Here is a 17,664-nt window from a genome sequence, read left to right on the forward strand (position 1 = left end):
TAATGACTTTATTGTTTAATAGGAATCAGGACTATGGAGGAAAAGAATGAAAAATTATCAAACCCGCAGTGAAAGACATATCCGCCAACAAAAAGCAGTGATGCCTCGCCCAAGTAAACGAGCAATGATTTCATTGGTTGGTGCCGGATTGGCATTGTCACCAGCGGTGGTCGCGTTACTTCCGGAACAGGTCCAAGCAAGTGAATATCAAGCGTCCAGTCAAGGGATTGCCAATTTTATCGAACAAATCGGTTGGTCTGCTCAGGATGTGGCTGCTAACAACGATCTTTATGCTTCAGTAATGATCGCGCAAGCTATCTTGGAAAGCGGCTACGGCTCATCCACATTATCCAATGCGCCATACTACAACCTGTTTGGGGTCAAAGGGTCTTATAATGGTCAATCTGTTTATTTACCAACAAATGAGTATATCAATGGCCAATGGGTCGTGATGAACGAACCGTTTCGCCAATATAATTCTTACTGGGAGTCATTTCAAGACCACGCCAATGTTTTGAGAAGCACGAGCTTCACTACTGGTAATCCGCATTATAGTGGGGTTTGGAAAAGCCAAACAACTTCTTTCTATGATGCCACCAGCTATTTGACAGGTCGTTATGCTACGGATCCGGGGTATGCCCAAAAATTGAATTGGCTGATCGAAACCTATCAGTTGACACGATTTGATACGCCAAGCACCGCTGCAACAACGACTTCTGTAACGACGACACAATCTACAACAACAACGACACAAACGACACAAACACAAAGTACGGGTCAAAGCTATGTGGTCGCTTCTGGGGACAGTCTTTGGGACATTGCATCACGTTTTGGCACAACGGTGGATCAAATTATGGCTGACAACGGCTTGAGCAGTGATTTGATCGTCGTGGGTCAAGAATTGATTGTCTGATTTTAGCTATTTAGTTTGACAACGACTAAATTTCAATAAATAATTTCACAAAACTTTTGCTTTTCTGCTCTTTTTTAGTAACAAAAAGAGGAAAGTAAAAGTTTTTTCTTTGTGAAAAAAACCTAAAAATTTGGAAAACGCTAACTTTTTGTTCGCAAGTCTGTCTTTTTTTAGGTAGAATAAGAATATGAACTGGAGGGATTGCAAATGACAAAGATTTACCAATCTGTTACCGAACTTGTTGGGCATACGCCCATCGTCAAATTAAACAAAGTGGTGGGGGAAGATTCCGCTGATGTTTACGTAAAACTTGAGTTTTATAATCCAGGAAGCAGTGTGAAAGACCGAATCGCTTTGGCCATGATCGAAAAAGCGGAAAAAGATGGTTCTTTGCAAGCAGGCAATACGATTGTTGAGCCAACGTCTGGCAATACAGGAATTGGATTGGCGATGATTGGAGCAGCTAAAGGCTATCGAGTGTTGATCGTGATGCCAGAAACCATGAGTATCGAACGGCGCAAACTGATGCAGGCATATGGTGCGGAATTGATTTTGACCCCAGGCGCAGAAGGAATCACAGGTTCCATCAATAAAGCCAGAGAATTAGCAGAACAAGAAGGCTATTTTATGCCGTTGCAATTTGAAAATCCGGCAAATCCTGAGATCCATGAGAAAACAACGGGGAAAGAAATTGAAAATGCTTTTGAATCAAAAGGTTTAGATGCTTTTGTCGCTGGAATCGGCACTGGTGGCACCATCACTGGTGCGGGACGAGAATTAAAACGAGTGTATCCAGACTTGAAAATCTATGGCGTCGAGCCAGCAGAATCGGCCATCTTAGAAGGCGGACAGCCTGGTCCTCACAAAATTCAAGGAATCGGCACCGGGTTTGTACCGAAAGTTCTTGATACTGATATCTTTGATCAAGCGATTGCCGTATCAAGTGAAGATGCTATGGCAACTGCGAGAGAAGTCGGTCGGAAAGAAGGCTTGCTTGTAGGAATTTCTTCAGGAGCGGCGATCCATGCTGCACTCAAAGTTGCCAAGGAACTAGGCAAAGGGAAAAAAGTCTTAGCAATCGTACCAGATAACGGGGAACGTTACCTGTCAACGGCATTGTATCAAGAAGAATAGCAAGAAAAGCGGGCATGGATGGGATGCCTGCTTTTTCTCCTCTTTTTATTGCCAAGAAAATTCGATCATAAAAGAGAGAAATTATTTTGACTCTTGTGGGGAAATTTTAAGGAAAGCTGTTTGAATTTTTACCATCTACATAGTATGATATTACAGATAAGAGAATTGGAGGAACTCCTGTGAACACGATATATGATGAGGCAATCAAACAATTAAAACAAGAAAACATCCGTATCACGCCTCAACGAGTTGCGATACTTGAGTTTTTGGCTAGCCATGCATCACATCCTACCGCAGAAGAGATTTACCGAGCGATCGAAGTGCACTTTCCCGGTATCAGTGTAGCGACCGTCTACAACAATCTGCGTCTGTTTACGGAGATTGGTTTTGTGAAAGAAATGAATTACGGCGATGCATCCAGCCGGTTTGACTTCACGACAGAGCCGCATTATCATGCGATTTGTCAGCGATGTGGCAAAATTTCTGATTTTTACTATCCCGGTTTGGAAGATGTCGAAATGGCTGCTTCCCAGTTGACAGGATATAAGATTCGTAGCCATCGATTAGAGGTTTATGGGTTGTGCCCAGAATGTAAAGGAGAAGAAGAATGAAAATTATTTCAACAGATCAAGCACCGCAAGCAATTGGACCTTATGTGCAGGCTCGAGTTGCTAATGGCTTCTTGTTTGCTTCGGGACAAGTACCATTAGACCCTGCGACAGGAGAGGTCGTAGGCACGACGATCGAAGTTCAAACACAGCAAGTACTCAAAAATATCCAGGCAATTTTAACCGCTGCCGGTATTACACCAGATGAAATCGTCAAAACTACTTGTTTTTTAAAAAACATGGATGATTTTGTTCCCTTCAATAATACATACAGCACACTTTTTCATGAACAGTTACCTGCCCGTTCAGCAGTTGAAGTGGCTCGTTTGCCGAAGGATGTATTGGTGGAAATTGAGATCATCGCTGTAGTGCCACAATAATGAGTCGATGGGACGGTCGTATGTTTATGCGCAGTCCCATTTTTGTTGAGATTCGTTTTTGGTTAAGCCAGGATGAAAGATTTATTTTTATGTATCAATGGGAAAAGAGGACAAAAGCATGATTTCTTTACAAGAATATTTAGCCAAGGGGCACACGACCATCTCAAATTTACTTTTGGAAAATTATCACAGCCTTGGATTTACCAATGATGAATTTGTTTTGTGGCTTCAGCTGTATCGTTTCCATGAGCAAGGCAATGATTTTCCAGATCTTTCCTTGATTGCAAAAGAGATGGGCAGTGAACAAAAAGAAATCTATAAATGGTTGAATCAGCTTTTGAATAAGCAGATCATCACCATTGAATCCAAGAAAGATTCAGCTGGGAAAATGGTGGACTACTATGAGTTTTCTGGAATCTATGAACGACTGGAAGTTTGTTTGCGGCAAAAAAATCAGCAGCAAGAAAAACAAAGCTATGATGCAAAAGTTCGTTCATTGTATCAAATGTTTGAGTCCGAATTTGGCCGGCCGCTTTCGGCAATCGAATACCAGCGGATCGCTCAATGGTTGGAAGAAGACAAGTACCAGCCGGATTTGATCCAATTTGCCTTGCGTGAGGCGGTTTTGAATCAAGCGTATAGTTTGAATTATATTGATCGGATTTTACTTTCTTGGGAACGAAAGAATATTACCTCCAAGGAACAAGTTGAAGAAGAACAAAAGCGTCGTAAAAAGCAGTTCATGCAAAAAGAAAATTTCGAGCAACCGAAGGGACCAGCCCCTAAAATTCCTATGCATAATTGGCTGGAAGGGGAGTAAAGGAGTGTTGTCATGATCAGTAAAGCAAAAACCATGATCGCATTGGAACAAATGTATCAAATGTTTCCTGATGCCCACGGAGAACTGGTTTCTAAAAATCCGTTCGAACTGTTGATTGCCGTGATTTTAAGTGCGCAAGCTACCGATGTCTCTGTCAATAAAGTTACTCCGGCGTTGTTTGCTGCTTATCCAACACCAGAAGCCTTGGCAGCAGCTCCAGTTGAGGATATCATTGAGAAAATCCGTTCGATTGGTCTTTACCGCAATAAAGCAAAGAATATCAAAGCCTGCGCGTTACAGCTTATCGAAAAATTTCATGGGCAAGTACCTAAAACCCGTGAAGAATTGGTCTCATTGCCCGGGGTGGGAAGAAAAACAGCTAATGTGGTATTGGGGGATGCATTTGGTATCCCGGCAATCGCTGTTGATACCCATGTTGAACGAGTAACCAAACGCCTACGCATTTGCCGGTTAGATGCAAATGTCTTAGAAGTCGAACAAACATTGATGAAGAAAGTGCCGGAAGACCTGTGGGTCAAGACCCACCATACATTGATTTTCTTTGGCCGCTACCATTGCACGGCACGAGCGCCAAAATGTGAAGTCTGTCCCTTATTGACCATGTGCCAAGAAGGCCAGATCCGAATGCGGGAAAAAAGAGTGTAGAAGTAATCAGCTAGAGAGAAGAGGCTGGGACAGAAGTGTTAACGTCCGAGAAAGATGGAGGAATACATGGAAGTTGCTTTTCAGATTTGGGGATATTTTGACTTATTTCCCGGAGTTGCTTCTGCTCCAGCTATTTAGACGTGTTTAGAGCGTGGAACAAAAAACACTTTTGTCCCACGCTCTAAAATTTTTGTGAAATTTCGGCTTATTTCCGAGGAAGTTACTTCTAACCGTTTATTCAGAAAAAGGAGCTATGACAAGATTTTTGTCATAGCTACTTTTTTATCCCCCTGATGTGGTTGACTCTGTATTTGTATTGTTAGCCTCAGATGAAGAAGGGGGGCTAGATTCTGTTGAAGAGGGAGTGGTATCAACCTCTGCTGTTGAACTTGAAGATTGCACACTTTCTGAAGATGATTCTACCGGCGGAATCGATTCTTCGGTCGAACTAGACTCAATGGTTTCGGTACTTTCTGATGTTGATTCAGGTATCGAAGTCGAATACGTTGATCGTGTGCTGGAACTTGGTTGTTGGTACGTTCCTTTAATGTACAATTCATTGCCGATCCGAGTTAAGTCTGACGGCATCTTCCAGTCGCGATTTTCAACAGACGCCGAAACGAACTGCATTAGTTCTCGATAAACATCTGATGCAACATGGGTACTGCTATCAGTGATTGGCGTCATTTTATCGTTATACCCTGTCCAAACAGCTAAAGAGTAGGAGGGCGTGTATCCTGCGAATGTAATGTCTGGGTAGGCACCATTCGAAGTGTCTAACTTAGCCAATTGATTGTCATCATAGTTGGAGGTTCCGGTTTTACCCGCTTGGTACAATCCGTCAATTTGAGCATTGGTTCCGGTACCGACAGAGATCACGTCTTTCAGGATATCAGTGACCATGTAGGCAGTGGTGTCGTCCATGGCTTTTTCACCTTCTACTTTGAAGGAGTCCTCATCCACTGTGCCATCTTGGGATACGATTTTATTGACATACCGAGGTTCATAATAAGTTCCTCCATTTGAAAAAGCAGCATAGGCAGCAGCCATTTTCAAGCTGGAGATCCCGTACTTGGTGCCATCGATTTCTGATGTGTTGCTGGAAATCGCATTCGATTGTTCAATGTTTTTGTATTCAATGCCTAATCCATTTAAGAAAGAAGAAATCTTGTCAGCGCCGACTTCTTCAAAGAGCTTTGCAGCAGGAACATTTCGTGATTGCGCTAATGCCGTTCGCAATGTGATATTTCCCATATATTGGCGATCCCAGTTGTAGATTGGTGTGTTTGTGCCAACGTAATTGTAGGGTTCATCCAAAATCATGCGCCCGGTGGAATTTTGTAAAAATTGAAAGGCGGGCCCATAGTCAGTCAATGGTTTCACGGTTGATCCAAAGTCACGGGTGACGTTGACGGCTAAATTATTTCCTAAGACCACATCGTCTGCCACGTGACGAGCGCCGATTTGTGCAACGACTTTACCGCTGTTGACGTCTACTAAGGTTGCCGCAACTTGCATTTTATCATCAGGGAAGTTGACGTAATCATCGCTATTGACGATATCATACAAGCGTTTTTGGGTATTGACGTCAAGATTCGTGTATATATCTAACCCATCGGTGTAGACATCTTTGCCAGTTTTTTCTTTTACTTCATCAATGACTTCTTTAAAGTAATTGTCGTAATATTTCCATTCATTATTTCGTTGCGGATTTTTTTGCAAGCCTTCTGAAATATCTTCGGCTTTAGCAGCCTCGTATTCGTCTTTCGTGATTTTTTCATTCTCATACATGGTAAGTAAGACAAGATCACGACGTTGTTTGGCTTTGTCTTCATGAACATAAGGATCATAGGCAGAAGGGGCGTTTGGCAATCCAGCAATCAACGCGGTTTGTGCCAAGTCCAGCTGGTCCAACGTCTTGCCGTAGAACTTCATGGCAGCTGTCTGCATACCATACACACCATTAGACATATAGACTTTATTGATGTAGTAAGTTAAGATTTCTTGCTTGGATTTCGTTTGTTCCAGTCTGACGGCCATCCAAGCTTCTTGCGCTTTTCTTCGCAACGTTTGATCTTCGGCACTGGTAGAGAAGAAAGATAGCTTGATTAATTGCTGTGTCAGGGTACTCCCACCTTGCATGCCGCCGGTAGTCACGTTAGATAGCGCTGAACCAACGATACGGATAGGGTCTACACCAATGTGTTGGTAGAACCGACGATCCTCTACCGAAACAATTGCATCTTCTAATTGTTGGGGGATTTCCTTGGCGGTGATTTTCTCACGGGTCTCACTACCAAAGTCGAGAATCAGATCCCCATTTGCCGCATAAAAGCGAGAGGAAGCTGCAGAATCGAGCTGTTTTTCATCTAATGCAGGGGCATCTTTGGCATACCACCAAAAAAGACCCATCCCTGATAAGAGACCAAGACATCCTAAAAAGAAAAGTCCCATAAATGTACGCAACAAAATACTGCCAATCGTTCGTTTTCCTTTCGGCTTTTTTTGTTTGGGGCTTTTATTTGTAGCCGCCGTTTTTTTAGAATCATGTCGAGAAACCCTCGATTGCGATTCTTTCGCCATACTAATCATTCTCCTTCATTGACAAAAATTGATCTACTGCTTCTAAATAAGGAATACGCGGGGCGATTCCCGGGATGATTTCAATCCCGTTTTTTTCGATATAGGCAAGAGGCAGCGATTTTTTCCCCGTTGTCTTTTGCTGATGCCATTCCGTGATCAAATCGTGGCTAGTCAGAAAAAAGCAACGTTGCAGGCTTGAGAACCATAATAAGACAAAACAGATCCCGTTTTGTGTTAAACAGTTTTCCATGTGTTGAATTTGGTGTTCATGAAAATTTTTGAAGGGAAAAGAGGTTTTATTTTGTGTCTCTTTTGCTTCGAAATCCAAATAATGCCCGCGATAAACGCCATTATAGTCCGTAGTAGAAGCCTCACGAAAGTAAGCCTCTTTGATCACAGCGGCACTACGGCGGGGATAATCCACCTTAACGATCTGAATAGGTGTTGGTTTTTTATGAATGACTGCTGCTTGACGATTCAAATAATACGCATTGCTTTGATTGATTGCCTCTTCAAAACGCATTCCGCGATTTGCGAAAGTTTTCGGTCGAGCTATTTTTTCTTGCAATTTTTGTTTTTTACCGCCATCATAAGCAGAAGATTGACCGTTAGGGTATCGAATGACCATGTTATTCACACTCCTAGCCATCATTATACCAAAAAGACGTTTGGAAAGAAAAGAGATGACTGCTTAAACAATGAAAACCTTATATTTTACCGGCTACCGCAGCTTTGAACTTGGTGTTTTTCAAGAAAAAGATCCCAAAATCAAAATTATTAAGAAAGTAATAAAAATGACATTACTTTCTTATCTTGAACAAGGGCTGGAATGGGTATTGATTAGCGGCAATTTAGGTGCCGAATTGTGGTGTGGTGAAGTGGTGGAAATTTTGCAAAAGGATTATCCGGAACTCAAGTTAGGCATCATCTATCCTTTTCAAGGATTTGGCGAAAACTGGAAGGAAGGGAACCAGCAATTGCTGCAACGGGTACAGATGAGTGCAGATTATGTCAATGCGACAAGCCACCAGTCCTATAAAGAACCTAGTCAGTTAAGAAATCACACCCAGTTTTTGCTGAGTCACACCGATGGGGCACTTCTGCTTTATGATGACGAATTTCCCGGGAAAACCAGCTTTTTTTTGAAAGATGCCAAGAAATATCGGGAGGAACATCCTTACGAAATTCATCAAATTACGATGGATGATTTGCAAAACGCAACATTTGATAGTAATTTACTTTGATTTCTGTGAGTTTTTTGATAGAATGGTTGAGAAAGTGAAAATCATTTGGAAAAATCAATGAGGTGTAAATAATGGCAAATCTAATTTTTAGTCCCAAGGATATTCTTCAACAAGAATTTAAGACCAAAATGCGCGGCTATGATCCAGTCGAAGTCGATGAATTTTTAGATAATATTATCAAAGACTACGAAAGCTACAATAAAGAAATTTTGGCCTTACAAGAAGAAAACGATCGTTTAAATGCAAAAGTCGATCAACTTTCTAAGAACCAAGCAATTGCTTCACGGGTCCAACCAGAAGCACCAAAAAGTCAAACGGTGACAAACTTTGATATTTTGAAACGTTTGTCTAATTTGGAAAAAGAAGTTTTCGGTAAAAAATTGGATCAAGGACAAGAACCAGTTACACGTTCCTCTTCCTACAATGCAAATTATACAAATGCTGACTTTGAAGATGACAACGAGAAAACACGTCAATTTTAATCAATTTGATTGTTGTGGTTTTCGGGTAATTGCGGCATAACTTTGATTATGCTGAGGAAAGTCCATGCTCGCACAGGCTGAGATGCTTGTAGTGATCGTGCCTAGCGAAACAATAAGCTAGGGTACTTGAAAGAGTAACGGCAGGAAAAATGGCTAAGGCGCAAGCTATGCCAAAGTATCCTTGAAAGTGCCACAGTGACGAAGCAAGGCGGGAAACCGTCTTGGTGGAACGCGGTAAACCCCTCGAGCGAGCAACCCAAACAATGGTAGGGGCGCTTTTTGCACGGAAATGAACGGAGCAAGAAGGCAAGTAATTGCAGATAGATAATTACCCAACGTTTTCTTCTCCCTGAGGAAGACGTGGACAGAACATGGCTTATAGAAAATCACAGCATATCAGGGAATCCTTCCATAATGGAAGGTTTTTTTATATCAAGAAGGAGAAATTTATGACAGAAAAAGTATTTGATTGTGTCGCAACCGCTGCTAGTGGGTTAGAAGCATTAGTAGGAAAAGAATTGCGCGATTTAGGCATTGATTGCCAAGTAGAAAATGGCCGGGCTCGTTTCAAAGGAACGATCGAGACCATTGCAACCGCTAATCTTTGGTTGCGAACAGCTGACCGCATCAAGATCGTGGTGGGGGAATTTGATGTATACACATTTGATGAATTATTTGAACAAGTCAAAGCATTGCCTTGGGAAGATTTTTTACCGCTAGATGCAGAGTTTCCAGTTGCTGGTAAATCCATCAAATCGAAATTATTCAGTGTGCCTGATTGTCAAGCGATCACAAAAAAAGCGATTGTTAACCGTCTAAGGGAAGTTTATCATCGCCCAGCAAGTGTGCCGTTAACTGAAAGTGGCGCTTTTTTCCAGCTGGAAGTAGCTCTATTAAAAAATCACGCTATGATCACACTGGATACCACCGGACCGAGCTTATTCAAACGAGGCTATCGGTTAGAAAAGGGTGGGGCGCCTTTAAAAGAAAATATGGCTGCTGCATTAGTCCTATTGACCAACTGGCGCAAAGACCGACCATTTGTTGATCCTGTATGTGGATCCGGTACACTGTGTATCGAAGCTGCATTGATCGGTCACAATATTGCTCCTGGATTCAATCGTTCCTTCGTTTGTGAAACTTGGAATTGGGTGCCAAAAGAAGTATTTGAGAAAGTACGGGCGCAAGCGGAAGAAGCGGCAGATTATGACATTCAACTGGATATCATGGGTTCGGATATCAATGGTCGGATGATCGAAATCGCCAAAGCAAATGCGGAAGAGATTGGCCTAGGTGATTCCATTACCTTTAAACAACAAGCAGTCAAAGATTTTAAAACGGAGAAAGAATATGGCGTCATCGTTGCCAACCCACCATATGGGGAACGTTTAGGGGAAGAAGAGACTGTTCAACGCTTGTACCAAGAAATGGGCCAAGTCTTCCGGCCATTAAAAACTTGGAGCAAATATATTTTGACCAGTGACCTTACGTTTGAGACCCACTATGGGGAAAAAGCAACCAAGAAACGCAAACTTTATAATGGGGCGTTGCGCACAGACTTCTTCCAATATTGGGGCAGTCGTCCGCCACGTAAAAAGGAGACGGTTGAATGAAAGAACAAGAATTTCTGAAAGAACTCAAAGAACTTGACCTGTTATCACAAGCAATGGGCATCCTTGGTTGGGATACTCAGACGGGAATGCCGGAGAAAGCCAGCGAATACCGCAGTGAAGTCGATAGCTATTTGTATGGCTTGTACTTTGAAAAAAAGGTTGGCCCTACGATCCAAGAAGCAATTACTTACTTTGGGCAACACCCTGAAGAATTATCGGAAGTGGGAAAAGCTGCCTACCAATTGGTCAAAGAAGAATATGAACTGCAAAAAAATGTGCCGAATGAATTAGCCATCGAAGCGTCTGCAGCTACTTCCAGAGCTCATACGGCTTGGACAAAAGCCCGTAAAGCCAAAGATTTTTCCTTGTTCAAAGAGGCATTGTCTGAGAATATTCGTTTGACAAAAGCGTTGATTCCTTACTGGAAAAAAGAAGAACGGACCAACTATGACGTCCTTTTGAATCAGTATGAACCGAATATGACCGTTGAGATCCTGGACAATGTGTTTGCGCAAGTGCGTGACGGGATCATGGATATTCGTCGTCAATTGGAAAAAGGCACGCCGCCAGATACATCAATCTTGTCCCGTAAAATGACCGAAGCGCAACAACGGAAATTCATCTCCAAAGTCATCACAGACTTAGGGTATGATTTCTCTCGCGGACGGTTAGACAATACGGTGCATCCTTTTGCGACTGGGATCAATCACAACGATGTTCGCTTGACGACGCGTTGGAATGAAGAAGATTTTTCGATGGGAATTTTCGGTGTGATCCATGAAGCAGGACACGGCATGTACGAACAAAATATCGACGAAAAATTTGAAGGAACACCAGCTCACGAAGGAGCATCCATGGGGATTCACGAATCGCAATCCTTATTTAATGAAATCATCATCGGCAGCAACCGGAATTTTTGGGAGAAACAATACCCTTATTTCCAAGAATGCGCCGAAGGAACCTTCGATGACGTTTCCTTTGAGACCTTCTATAATGCCTTGAAATTCACCAAAGCAAGTTTGATTCGTATCGAAGCCGATAGCTTGACCTATGTCCTGCATATCATCATCCGTTATGAAATCGAAAAAATGATTTTTAATGAAGAAGTGAATGTGGAAGATCTGCCAACTATTTGGAATGATAAATATGAAGAATATTTAGGTGTACGCCCACAAAATGATTTAGAAGGGATCTTGCAAGATGTTCACTGGTCTGGATCCAGCTTTGGTTATTTCCCGTCTTACGCATTAGGCTATATGTATGCGGCACAGCTTCTCCATGCCATGGAAAAAGAAGTGGACGTCGATGCCGTATTGGCTTCTGATGATTATTCAGAAATCCGTCAATGGTTGACTACACATATCCATCAATATGGGGCTTCTAAAAAACCAAATCAATTGATTTTGGATGCGACAGGTGAACTGTTAAATCCTCAATACCTATTGGATTATTTGCGGAAAATCTATTTTTCTGTTTATCAGATCCGATAAAAAGCACGAGCGTGGGACAAAGGAAAACACTTTTGTTCCACGCTTTAAACACGCATAAAGGACAGGAGTGGCGATAAATGGCTGAAATGGCACCAATCTATGAGTATGCCAAATTGATTTTAGGATCTGATTACACAGGACATGGGTTCGATCATGTCAACCGCGTAGCGGCCATGGCTAAGCAGATTATCGCTGAAGATCAATTACAGGTAGATGATTTTGTTGTGGAATCAGCGGCGATTTTGCACGATACCATCGATGATAAAGTGGTGGCAGATGTGACCAAAGCCAAAGCAGAGGTAGAAAATTGCCTGCGGGGCGCAGGAGCAACCCCAGAACAAATCAGCCATGTATTCACGATCATTGAGAATCTTTCTTTCTCAAAGGAATTGCTGGCAGGAGCGCAGGTGACTTTATTAGAAGGACAAATCGTGAAAGATGCGGATCGCTTAGATGCATTAGGAGCGATTGGAATTTTGCGTACCAGTTATTTTGGCGGTGCCCATCAGCATCCGATCCATGAGTCTGAACGCGCGCCGAAGACCTTTACGGATCATGCGGATTACCGAAAAGGCACCACAGTGATCAATCATTTTTATGAAAAATTATTTCTTTTGCCCGAAAAAATGCATACGGCATTCGGCAAAAAAGAAGCCTTACGGCGAAAAGAATTTATGACCGCTTTTCTAACGGAATTTTATCAAGAGTGGGATGTTTAGCAATTTTTAATCTTTGATTCGATTCCTTTGTGTTTCCTCCATATTTATCTATAATTGTAAATAAGGGGAGGGATGGATATGTATTACAAACAAGCACTGAAGCCGAATGAACTATTACCAGCACTTTCTGATTCTGGAGAATGTTTTTTTGTCATTCGAGCTGCATTACCCATCCGGAATTATCAAGTGGCCATCTATCGCTATGATGGTGAGTATTTTTTATTGCAAGATGAACGTTTGTTCAATCAAATCTCTAGTATTTCCAGAGAAAGGCAAGGAGATGAAGAACAAATCCTGCCATATATCGAAGAAGCATTGGAGGACAATCATTATTTCCTAGTGGAAAAAGAATTTATCCGCTTGGATCTAGTGACGCTACAAAAAATGACCAACATTCAATCGTTTGAAATATTGTTTTATGAATTTTTTGATATTTGAGGTGAGACGTGATGAAAAAAACGGAATACCTAACTATTGAAGATGCAGCACTCGCTGATTTATTTCGGGATTTGGGAGATACATACAGCAACCTTGAATTGATCGACGAAGAGAAAAATTTAGATGTTGTCGTGGTGTCAAACAGTGATTGGCAATATCTGTTAGAACAATTAAATGACGAAGTCAAAGAGCAATTCCTAGAACAATCCGAAACCGATTTTCTAGATGAGTAAAAAACAGCGGCCCCCTCACTGAAGGATCAGGGCTAAATCTCAACGCAACATAAAAAAATCCGATCGATAGACGAAGCGTACCATATACTGACAAGGTGCAATTAGATAGGTCAGCGGGACATTCAGCTATCTTTCGGATCGTTTTTTTTGTGATGCGAGAGAATTTCAGTGTAGCCTTCAATCAAGTGAGCATTCAACGATACGCTTATTTAGATTGCAGGCGGATTTTTTTGATTTTAGCATAACCACGAAAAATATTGCGAATCACCAATAGCAGACCAATCAGTAATGGGATGGCTAATAAATATAGGGGATAGCCGTGGGTATGTTCCACTGCTGCAGCGTTCGTTTTTGTTACTTCTGTCAATGCTTGTTGGATCACTTGAAAGCTAAATACACTCAAAAATCCGGCAATGATGAAAAGAACAAAGCCTAAGTAAGGAATATGAGACGAACGGCGAAAAAGTGCAAAGCCGATATAGAGCAATAAAAGAAAAAATGGCACACCAAAAGCAAAATAAGGATTCAACATGTTTTTTAACCTCCTTTTATTCATGATACTCCAAATTGCAAGATTTGGGAATTAAGGTGTAAAATAAAAAGGAAATAGATTTTGGGAGGAAGTTATGTCAGCTTATCTGATGCCGATCAAGGTTGCACTATTGTTATTTCCCTTCTTAGCATTTGCAATTTCTTCGATCTTTTTTGTACGTCAATACCGGAAATACGGAAGGTTTATTTTATCACGGGCAATTGTTCTCTATTCATTTGTCTTTTATTTGCTTTGTGCTTATTTCTTGGTCATTTTGCCATTACCAAGTATTGAAGAAGTCGCACAAATGACTGGTCCAAAAATGGAATGGCACTTAGGTGCTTCCTGGCAGCACTTTTTGCAGCAAACGGTGCTGCAAATCGGTGAACCATCAACTTATTTACCTGCATTAAAGCAAAACGTAGTCTTAGAGCCATTATTCAATCTTTTTTTGACACTGCCCTTTGGTGTCTATCTTCGCTACTACTTTAAATGGTCCTTTCCAAAGACGATCCTAGCCTCATTTTGTTTGTCACTTTTCTTTGAATTGACGCAGTTGACGGGATTGTACTTTATTTATCCGCGGCCTTATCGTTTGTTTGACGTCAATGATTTATTTGTCAATACGCTGGGGGGAACCATCGGTTATTTGGTGGCGCCAGTGTTTACCTTTTTGTTACCCACTCGTGAGGAAATGGATGCTGTCTCTTATGCCAAAGACACGCGAGTTACCTTTACCCGGCGAATCGTTGCTTGGCTGATTGATTGGGGTATTCTCAATCTTTTCAGTGGATTGTTGCTGACACTTCTGCGTTTAGGCTGGAAAAAAGAGTTGGCTGATTTTACCAATGATTACTGGTATTTTGCGCTTGAGGTGTTGTTGTATTTTGTTTTGCTGGCGTATTTGCTCAATGGACAAACCATCGGCAAAAAACTGGTTCGCATTCGGGTGATGGAAGAGAATCATTCACGAGTTCGTCTGCTGACATTATTTAAACGGTATGGACTGGTCTATTTGGTCTATGTCAGTGTGTCGAGAGTCAATGAATTGTTTGCTCCGTTTCTTCAGTCAGACAATCAACTGCTATTGCCAGTCAGTTTACTGATCGTGTTGATTTTTGGTTTGATCCAGGTGGGTTTTTATTGCAATATCCTCTGGGCAGCCTTTAAAAAACAACCGCGATTCTTTTATGAAAAAAGAACCGCCACCTATTTGGTAAGTACGGTTCAGCGAAACAACGTTAGGAATTAAGCGGGAAATATGCTATAATCCATAAGATGTCATTAGAAAGAAGGTGTTTGAATGTCTTTTGAGTCATTTAAATTTCAACCATTTATTTACGAAGCGTTAGCGGAGAAGAAATTTACTTCACCAACAGAAGTTCAAGAAAAACTGATCCCTGTGATCCAAAAAGGCCGCAGTGTCGTGGGGCAATCCCAAACCGGAAGTGGGAAGACCCATACATTTTTGCTGCCTTTGATGGATCAGATCGATCCTCAAAAGGATGAAGTGCAAGTTGTCATTACTGCGCCTAGTCGTGAGTTAGCAACACAAATTTATCAAGCGGCCAAACAAGTGGCTGAATACCAACAACCAGAGATTCGTGTGACCAATTTTGTGGGCGGCACGGACAAGCAGCGTCAAATCGACCGTTTGCAAAACCAACAGCCCCAATTGGTTATTGGGACACCAGGCCGAATTTTGGATATGATCAATGAACAAGCATTGGCTGTGCATACGGCAAAAGCCTTTGTCATTGATGAAGCAGATATGACATTGGATATGGGCTTTTTGGAAGAAGTGGACCAAATCGCTAGTCGATTGCCGGAAAAACTGCAAATGTTGGTATTCTCGGCGACGATTCCAGAAAAACTGCGCCCATTTTTGAAAAAATATCTTGAAAATCCATTGATCGAAGAGATTCGTCCGAAAGCAGTCATCTCTGAATCCATTGAAAATTGGTTGATCTCAACCAAGGGCAAAGACAAAAATCAGTTGGTCTATCAACTGTTAACAACAGGGCATCCTTATTTGGCAATCGTTTTTGCCAATACCAAATCCCGTGTAGATGAATTAACTGACTATTTGAAAGAAAAAGGGCTGAAAGTCGCCAAGATCCATGGCGATATCACTCCACGAGAACGCAAACGTGTGATGCGTCAAGTACAAAATTTAGAGTATCAATATGTAGTAGCGACGGATTTAGCTGCCCGAGGCATTGATATCGAAGGGGTTTCCCATGTGATCAATGCAGAGATCCCCGCAGATTTGGATTTCTTTATTCACCGAGTAGGACGGACCGGCCGGAACAAGTTGGCTGGAACGGCGATCACGTTGTATGATCCGAGTGACGAACAAGCCATTCAAACCATCGAGGATCTAGGGGTTAAATTCCAACCAAAAGAAATCAAAAATGGAGAGATCCTAGATACCTATGACCGGAATCGACGACAAAAACGTGAGAAAACAAGAGATGAACTAGATCCAACATTGATTGGATTGGTCAAAAAGAAAAAGAAAAAAATCAAACCTGGCTACAAGAAGAAAATTCAATGGGCCGTGGATAAGAAAAACAAAGAGAAACGTAAAATCGAACGACGTCAGACAACCCGTTCTGCACGTAAAAATAAAAAGAATTCTAGTATTTGATTTTCAAAGGGACTGTGACTTAAGTCATCATCCAACAAGTAAAACCGAATCATATGCTATTGCTACAGATTCCTCTGACTTTTGCGACGAGGAGTCCCTGCACCGCAGGAGCAATACTAGGGACTGTTCGGATAGTGTTACTTGTAGGTGGCTTATGGCACAGCCCCTTCTTGGTTTAGAGAAGCTTTTTTTCCATTGCGACACAAAGAATCCCATCTTCTTCAAAAGGGGCTGAAACCAGTTTGTAGCCGCATTTCTGATAAAAGCCGACTGCTGCGATTTCAGAAGACAAAATCGAGCGGGAAAAGCCCTCAGCGATCGCTTTTTGCTCATAGGCTGTCAGCAGGTAACGTCCTATTCCTTGCTTTCGGTAGTTTTTAGCCACACAAAAGCGATCCGGCTGAATCCTTTTAGAATCCAACGATTGGTAGCGAATAGTGGCAATCGGTTCTTGTTCGTTTGCCAGCAAAAAATAATCACAGAACTGATCGTTTTGATCAAATTCAAGTGCGGGAGAAATCCCTTGTTCTTCGACAAAGACGGCTTTTCGCAGGGCAAAAACCGCCTCTTTGATCCAAGGATCATGGCCAAAATAAAGCTGCATCCTGTTTCCTCCTGATTCATGGTATACTCAATCTATATTGATTGTAGCAGATGAAAGGGGAAAGCTCGTGGATTTTTTTGAAGCATTGCAATGGACGCATTGGAAAAACTTGACTGCGGAGGTCAAAAGCCAGTTGTTTCAACAAGTGGTCATGTATTTTGTCAGTCCGCTAAAAGAAATTACAGATGTGCACGCGATTAAAACAAGTTATGCCGGGATCAAGTGTGACACTTTTGAACTGACGATTGATGAGGAGCCCTTCGTCTTTGTTCCTGGAAACGCAGAAACGATCCTAGGCTGGGATTTAGGGATTCAGGGATTGCCGATGGCCAGCTGGTCCAAAATGTGGCAGGAACCGATCAGCAACTCTCTCCGTCGTTTGATTGACGGATATGGGTTGACCACCGCTGAAGAGTGGGGAGATTTCGTGAATGAATCGACAAGACCATTACGAAAAGCGGCTATTCAACCGATGCTGGTGCAAAAAAAGGCTTTACCAGCAGGCACGCGCTTCATCGGTGAATTAGATACTGTCACGGGAGAATTTCAAGGTCA

At 42.0% G+C, this 17,664-nt stretch carries 19 protein-coding genes, 1 other RNA gene and 1 pseudogene; 17 read left to right on the forward strand and 4 right to left on the reverse strand.

Going from position 1 to position 17,664, the window contains the following annotated elements:
• Window positions 1-46 precede the first annotated feature (46 nt).
• The 6 genes from Q0A12_RS08605 to nth all read left to right on the forward strand — a co-directional run bounded on the left by Q0A12_RS08605 (window position 47) and on the right by nth (window position 4,521).
• On the forward strand, window positions 47-913 hold the full coding sequence (locus Q0A12_RS08605) for a glucosaminidase domain-containing protein (protein WP_291292244.1): 867 nt from the start codon (window positions 47-49) through the stop codon (window positions 911-913).
• Window positions 914-1,120: 207 nt separating this feature from the next.
• Window positions 1,121-2,047: a cysteine synthase A gene (gene cysK / locus Q0A12_RS08610; RefSeq protein WP_291292245.1), complete on the forward strand. Its 927-nt coding sequence runs from the start codon at window positions 1,121-1,123 to the stop codon at window positions 2,045-2,047.
• Window positions 2,048-2,226: 179 nt separating this feature from the next.
• Window positions 2,227-2,658 carry a Fur family transcriptional regulator gene (locus Q0A12_RS08615; protein WP_291292246.1) on the forward strand — a complete coding sequence of 144 codons (432 nt, stop codon included), beginning with the start codon at window positions 2,227-2,229 and terminating at the stop codon, window positions 2,656-2,658.
• The gene (locus Q0A12_RS08620; RefSeq protein ID WP_291292247.1) at window positions 2,655-3,035 is read left to right on the forward strand and encodes a RidA family protein; all 381 of its coding nucleotides are present in this window, start codon (window positions 2,655-2,657) and stop codon (window positions 3,033-3,035) included. Before Q0A12_RS08615 ends, Q0A12_RS08620 begins: the two co-directional genes overlap by 4 nt.
• A gap of 118 nt (window positions 3,036-3,153) precedes the next feature.
• The gene (locus Q0A12_RS08625; RefSeq protein ID WP_291292248.1) at window positions 3,154-3,855 is read left to right on the forward strand and encodes a DnaD domain protein; all 702 of its coding nucleotides are present in this window, start codon (window positions 3,154-3,156) and stop codon (window positions 3,853-3,855) included.
• 12 nt (window positions 3,856-3,867) lie between these two features.
• Window positions 3,868-4,521, forward strand: coding sequence for an endonuclease III (gene nth / locus Q0A12_RS08630; protein ID WP_291292249.1), 654 nt, complete (start codon window positions 3,868-3,870; stop codon window positions 4,519-4,521).
• Between the two features lie 282 nt (window positions 4,522-4,803).
• On the opposite strand, the gene Q0A12_RS08635 is transcribed toward nth, so the two are convergent.
• Both Q0A12_RS08635 and recU read right to left on the reverse strand, forming a co-directional pair.
• Window positions 4,804-7,104: a PBP1A family penicillin-binding protein gene (locus Q0A12_RS08635; protein ID WP_291292250.1), complete on the reverse strand. Its 2,301-nt coding sequence runs from the start codon at window positions 7,102-7,104 to the stop codon at window positions 4,804-4,806.
• Between the two features lies 1 nt (window position 7,105).
• Window positions 7,106-7,732 (reverse strand): Holliday junction resolvase RecU, encoded by a 627-nt coding sequence (gene recU / locus Q0A12_RS08640; protein WP_291292251.1) that lies wholly within the window; start codon window positions 7,730-7,732, stop codon window positions 7,106-7,108.
• A 70-nt stretch (window positions 7,733-7,802) separates the two neighbouring features.
• Between recU and Q0A12_RS08645 the strand changes: the two genes are divergently transcribed.
• The 8 genes from Q0A12_RS08645 to Q0A12_RS08680 all read left to right on the forward strand — a co-directional run bounded on the left by Q0A12_RS08645 (window position 7,803) and on the right by Q0A12_RS08680 (window position 13,323).
• Window positions 7,803-8,348: a DUF1273 domain-containing protein gene (locus Q0A12_RS08645; protein WP_291292252.1), complete on the forward strand. Its 546-nt coding sequence runs from the start codon at window positions 7,803-7,805 to the stop codon at window positions 8,346-8,348.
• Between the two features lie 71 nt (window positions 8,349-8,419).
• Window positions 8,420-8,830, forward strand: a complete 411-nt coding sequence (gene gpsB, locus Q0A12_RS08650) for a cell division regulator GpsB (RefSeq protein WP_291292253.1) — start codon at window positions 8,420-8,422, stop codon at window positions 8,828-8,830.
• Window positions 8,831-8,847: 17 nt separating this feature from the next.
• Window positions 8,848-9,214: RNase P RNA component class B (gene rnpB, locus Q0A12_RS08655), an RNA gene on the forward strand.
• Window positions 9,215-9,279: 65 nt separating this feature from the next.
• Entirely contained in the window at window positions 9,280-10,443 is a 1,164-nt protein-coding gene (locus Q0A12_RS08660; RefSeq protein ID WP_291292254.1) for a class I SAM-dependent RNA methyltransferase, read from the forward strand.
• Window positions 10,440-11,933, forward strand: coding sequence for a carboxypeptidase M32 (locus tag Q0A12_RS08665; RefSeq protein ID WP_291292255.1), 1,494 nt, complete (start codon window positions 10,440-10,442; stop codon window positions 11,931-11,933). The genes Q0A12_RS08660 and Q0A12_RS08665 overlap by 4 nt, the downstream gene beginning before the upstream one ends.
• Window positions 11,934-12,010: 77 nt before the next feature.
• Entirely contained in the window at window positions 12,011-12,652 is a 642-nt protein-coding gene (locus Q0A12_RS08670; RefSeq protein ID WP_291292256.1) for an HD domain-containing protein, read from the forward strand.
• A gap of 72 nt (window positions 12,653-12,724) precedes the next feature.
• Entirely contained in the window at window positions 12,725-13,090 is a 366-nt protein-coding gene (locus tag Q0A12_RS08675; protein WP_291292257.1) for a hypothetical protein, read from the forward strand.
• A gap of 11 nt (window positions 13,091-13,101) precedes the next feature.
• The gene (locus tag Q0A12_RS08680) at window positions 13,102-13,323 is read left to right on the forward strand and encodes a hypothetical protein (protein ID WP_291292258.1); all 222 of its coding nucleotides are present in this window, start codon (window positions 13,102-13,104) and stop codon (window positions 13,321-13,323) included.
• Between the two features lie 205 nt (window positions 13,324-13,528).
• Here Q0A12_RS08680 and Q0A12_RS08685 read toward each other — a convergent pair whose 3' ends face one another.
• Window positions 13,529-13,855 carry a hypothetical protein gene (locus Q0A12_RS08685; protein WP_291292259.1) on the reverse strand — a complete coding sequence of 109 codons (327 nt, stop codon included), beginning with the start codon at window positions 13,853-13,855 and terminating at the stop codon, window positions 13,529-13,531.
• Window positions 13,856-13,949: 94 nt separating this feature from the next.
• Here Q0A12_RS08685 and Q0A12_RS08690 point away from each other — a divergent pair, with 94 nt between their 5' ends.
• A complete protein-coding gene (locus tag Q0A12_RS08690; RefSeq protein ID WP_291292260.1) occupies window positions 13,950-15,107 on the forward strand; it encodes a VanZ family protein in 1,158 nt (385 codons plus the stop codon).
• A 51-nt stretch (window positions 15,108-15,158) separates the two neighbouring features.
• Window positions 15,159-16,505, forward strand: coding sequence for a DEAD/DEAH box helicase (locus Q0A12_RS08695; protein WP_291292261.1), 1,347 nt, complete (start codon window positions 15,159-15,161; stop codon window positions 16,503-16,505).
• Window positions 16,506-16,680: 175 nt separating this feature from the next.
• Here the strand turns inward: Q0A12_RS08695 and Q0A12_RS08700 are convergent, their stop codons facing one another.
• Window positions 16,681-17,109: a GNAT family N-acetyltransferase gene (locus Q0A12_RS08700; RefSeq protein WP_291292262.1), complete on the reverse strand. Its 429-nt coding sequence runs from the start codon at window positions 17,107-17,109 to the stop codon at window positions 16,681-16,683.
• A gap of 67 nt (window positions 17,110-17,176) precedes the next feature.
• Between Q0A12_RS08700 and Q0A12_RS08705 the strand changes: the two are divergent.
• Window positions 17,177-17,664 (forward strand): annotated as a pseudogene (locus tag Q0A12_RS08705) (hypothetical protein); the annotation flags it as partial.

It is taken from the genome of Enterococcus sp. (genome assembly GCF_022711995.1).
Lineage (GTDB): Bacteria > Bacillota > Bacilli > Lactobacillales > Enterococcaceae > Enterococcus_D.

What these genes read in the sequence shown, in the direction of transcription:
- Q0A12_RS08605 (WP_291292244.1), top strand. Translation starts at nt 47, where the DNA reads ATGAAAAATTATCAAACCCGCAGTGAAAGACATATCCGCCAACAAAAA.
- cysK (WP_291292245.1), top strand. Translation starts at nt 1,121, where the DNA reads ATGACAAAGATTTACCAATCTGTTACCGAACTTGTTGGGCATACGCCC.
- Q0A12_RS08620 (WP_291292247.1), top strand. Translation starts at nt 2,655, where the DNA reads ATGAAAATTATTTCAACAGATCAAGCACCGCAAGCAATTGGACCTTAT.
- Q0A12_RS08625 (WP_291292248.1), top strand. Translation starts at nt 3,154, where the DNA reads ATGATTTCTTTACAAGAATATTTAGCCAAGGGGCACACGACCATCTCA.
- nth (WP_291292249.1), top strand. Translation starts at nt 3,868, where the DNA reads ATGATCAGTAAAGCAAAAACCATGATCGCATTGGAACAAATGTATCAA.
- Q0A12_RS08635 (WP_291292250.1), bottom strand. Translation starts at nt 7,104, where the DNA reads ATGGCGAAAGAATCGCAATCGAGGGTTTCTCGACATGATTCTAAAAAA.
- recU (WP_291292251.1), bottom strand. Translation starts at nt 7,732, where the DNA reads ATGGTCATTCGATACCCTAACGGTCAATCTTCTGCTTATGATGGCGGT.
- Q0A12_RS08645 (WP_291292252.1), top strand. Translation starts at nt 7,803, where the DNA reads ATGAAAACCTTATATTTTACCGGCTACCGCAGCTTTGAACTTGGTGTT.
- gpsB (WP_291292253.1), top strand. Translation starts at nt 8,420, where the DNA reads ATGGCAAATCTAATTTTTAGTCCCAAGGATATTCTTCAACAAGAATTT.
- Q0A12_RS08660 (WP_291292254.1), top strand. Translation starts at nt 9,280, where the DNA reads ATGACAGAAAAAGTATTTGATTGTGTCGCAACCGCTGCTAGTGGGTTA.
- Q0A12_RS08665 (WP_291292255.1), top strand. Translation starts at nt 10,440, where the DNA reads ATGAAAGAACAAGAATTTCTGAAAGAACTCAAAGAACTTGACCTGTTA.
- Q0A12_RS08670 (WP_291292256.1), top strand. Translation starts at nt 12,011, where the DNA reads ATGGCTGAAATGGCACCAATCTATGAGTATGCCAAATTGATTTTAGGA.
- Q0A12_RS08675 (WP_291292257.1), top strand. Translation starts at nt 12,725, where the DNA reads ATGGATATGTATTACAAACAAGCACTGAAGCCGAATGAACTATTACCA.
- Q0A12_RS08680 (WP_291292258.1), top strand. Translation starts at nt 13,102, where the DNA reads ATGAAAAAAACGGAATACCTAACTATTGAAGATGCAGCACTCGCTGAT.
- Q0A12_RS08685 (WP_291292259.1), bottom strand. Translation starts at nt 13,855, where the DNA reads ATGTTGAATCCTTATTTTGCTTTTGGTGTGCCATTTTTTCTTTTATTG.
- Q0A12_RS08690 (WP_291292260.1), top strand. Translation starts at nt 13,950, where the DNA reads ATGTCAGCTTATCTGATGCCGATCAAGGTTGCACTATTGTTATTTCCC.
- Q0A12_RS08695 (WP_291292261.1), top strand. Translation starts at nt 15,159, where the DNA reads ATGTCTTTTGAGTCATTTAAATTTCAACCATTTATTTACGAAGCGTTA.
- Q0A12_RS08700 (WP_291292262.1), bottom strand. Translation starts at nt 17,109, where the DNA reads ATGCAGCTTTATTTTGGCCATGATCCTTGGATCAAAGAGGCGGTTTTT.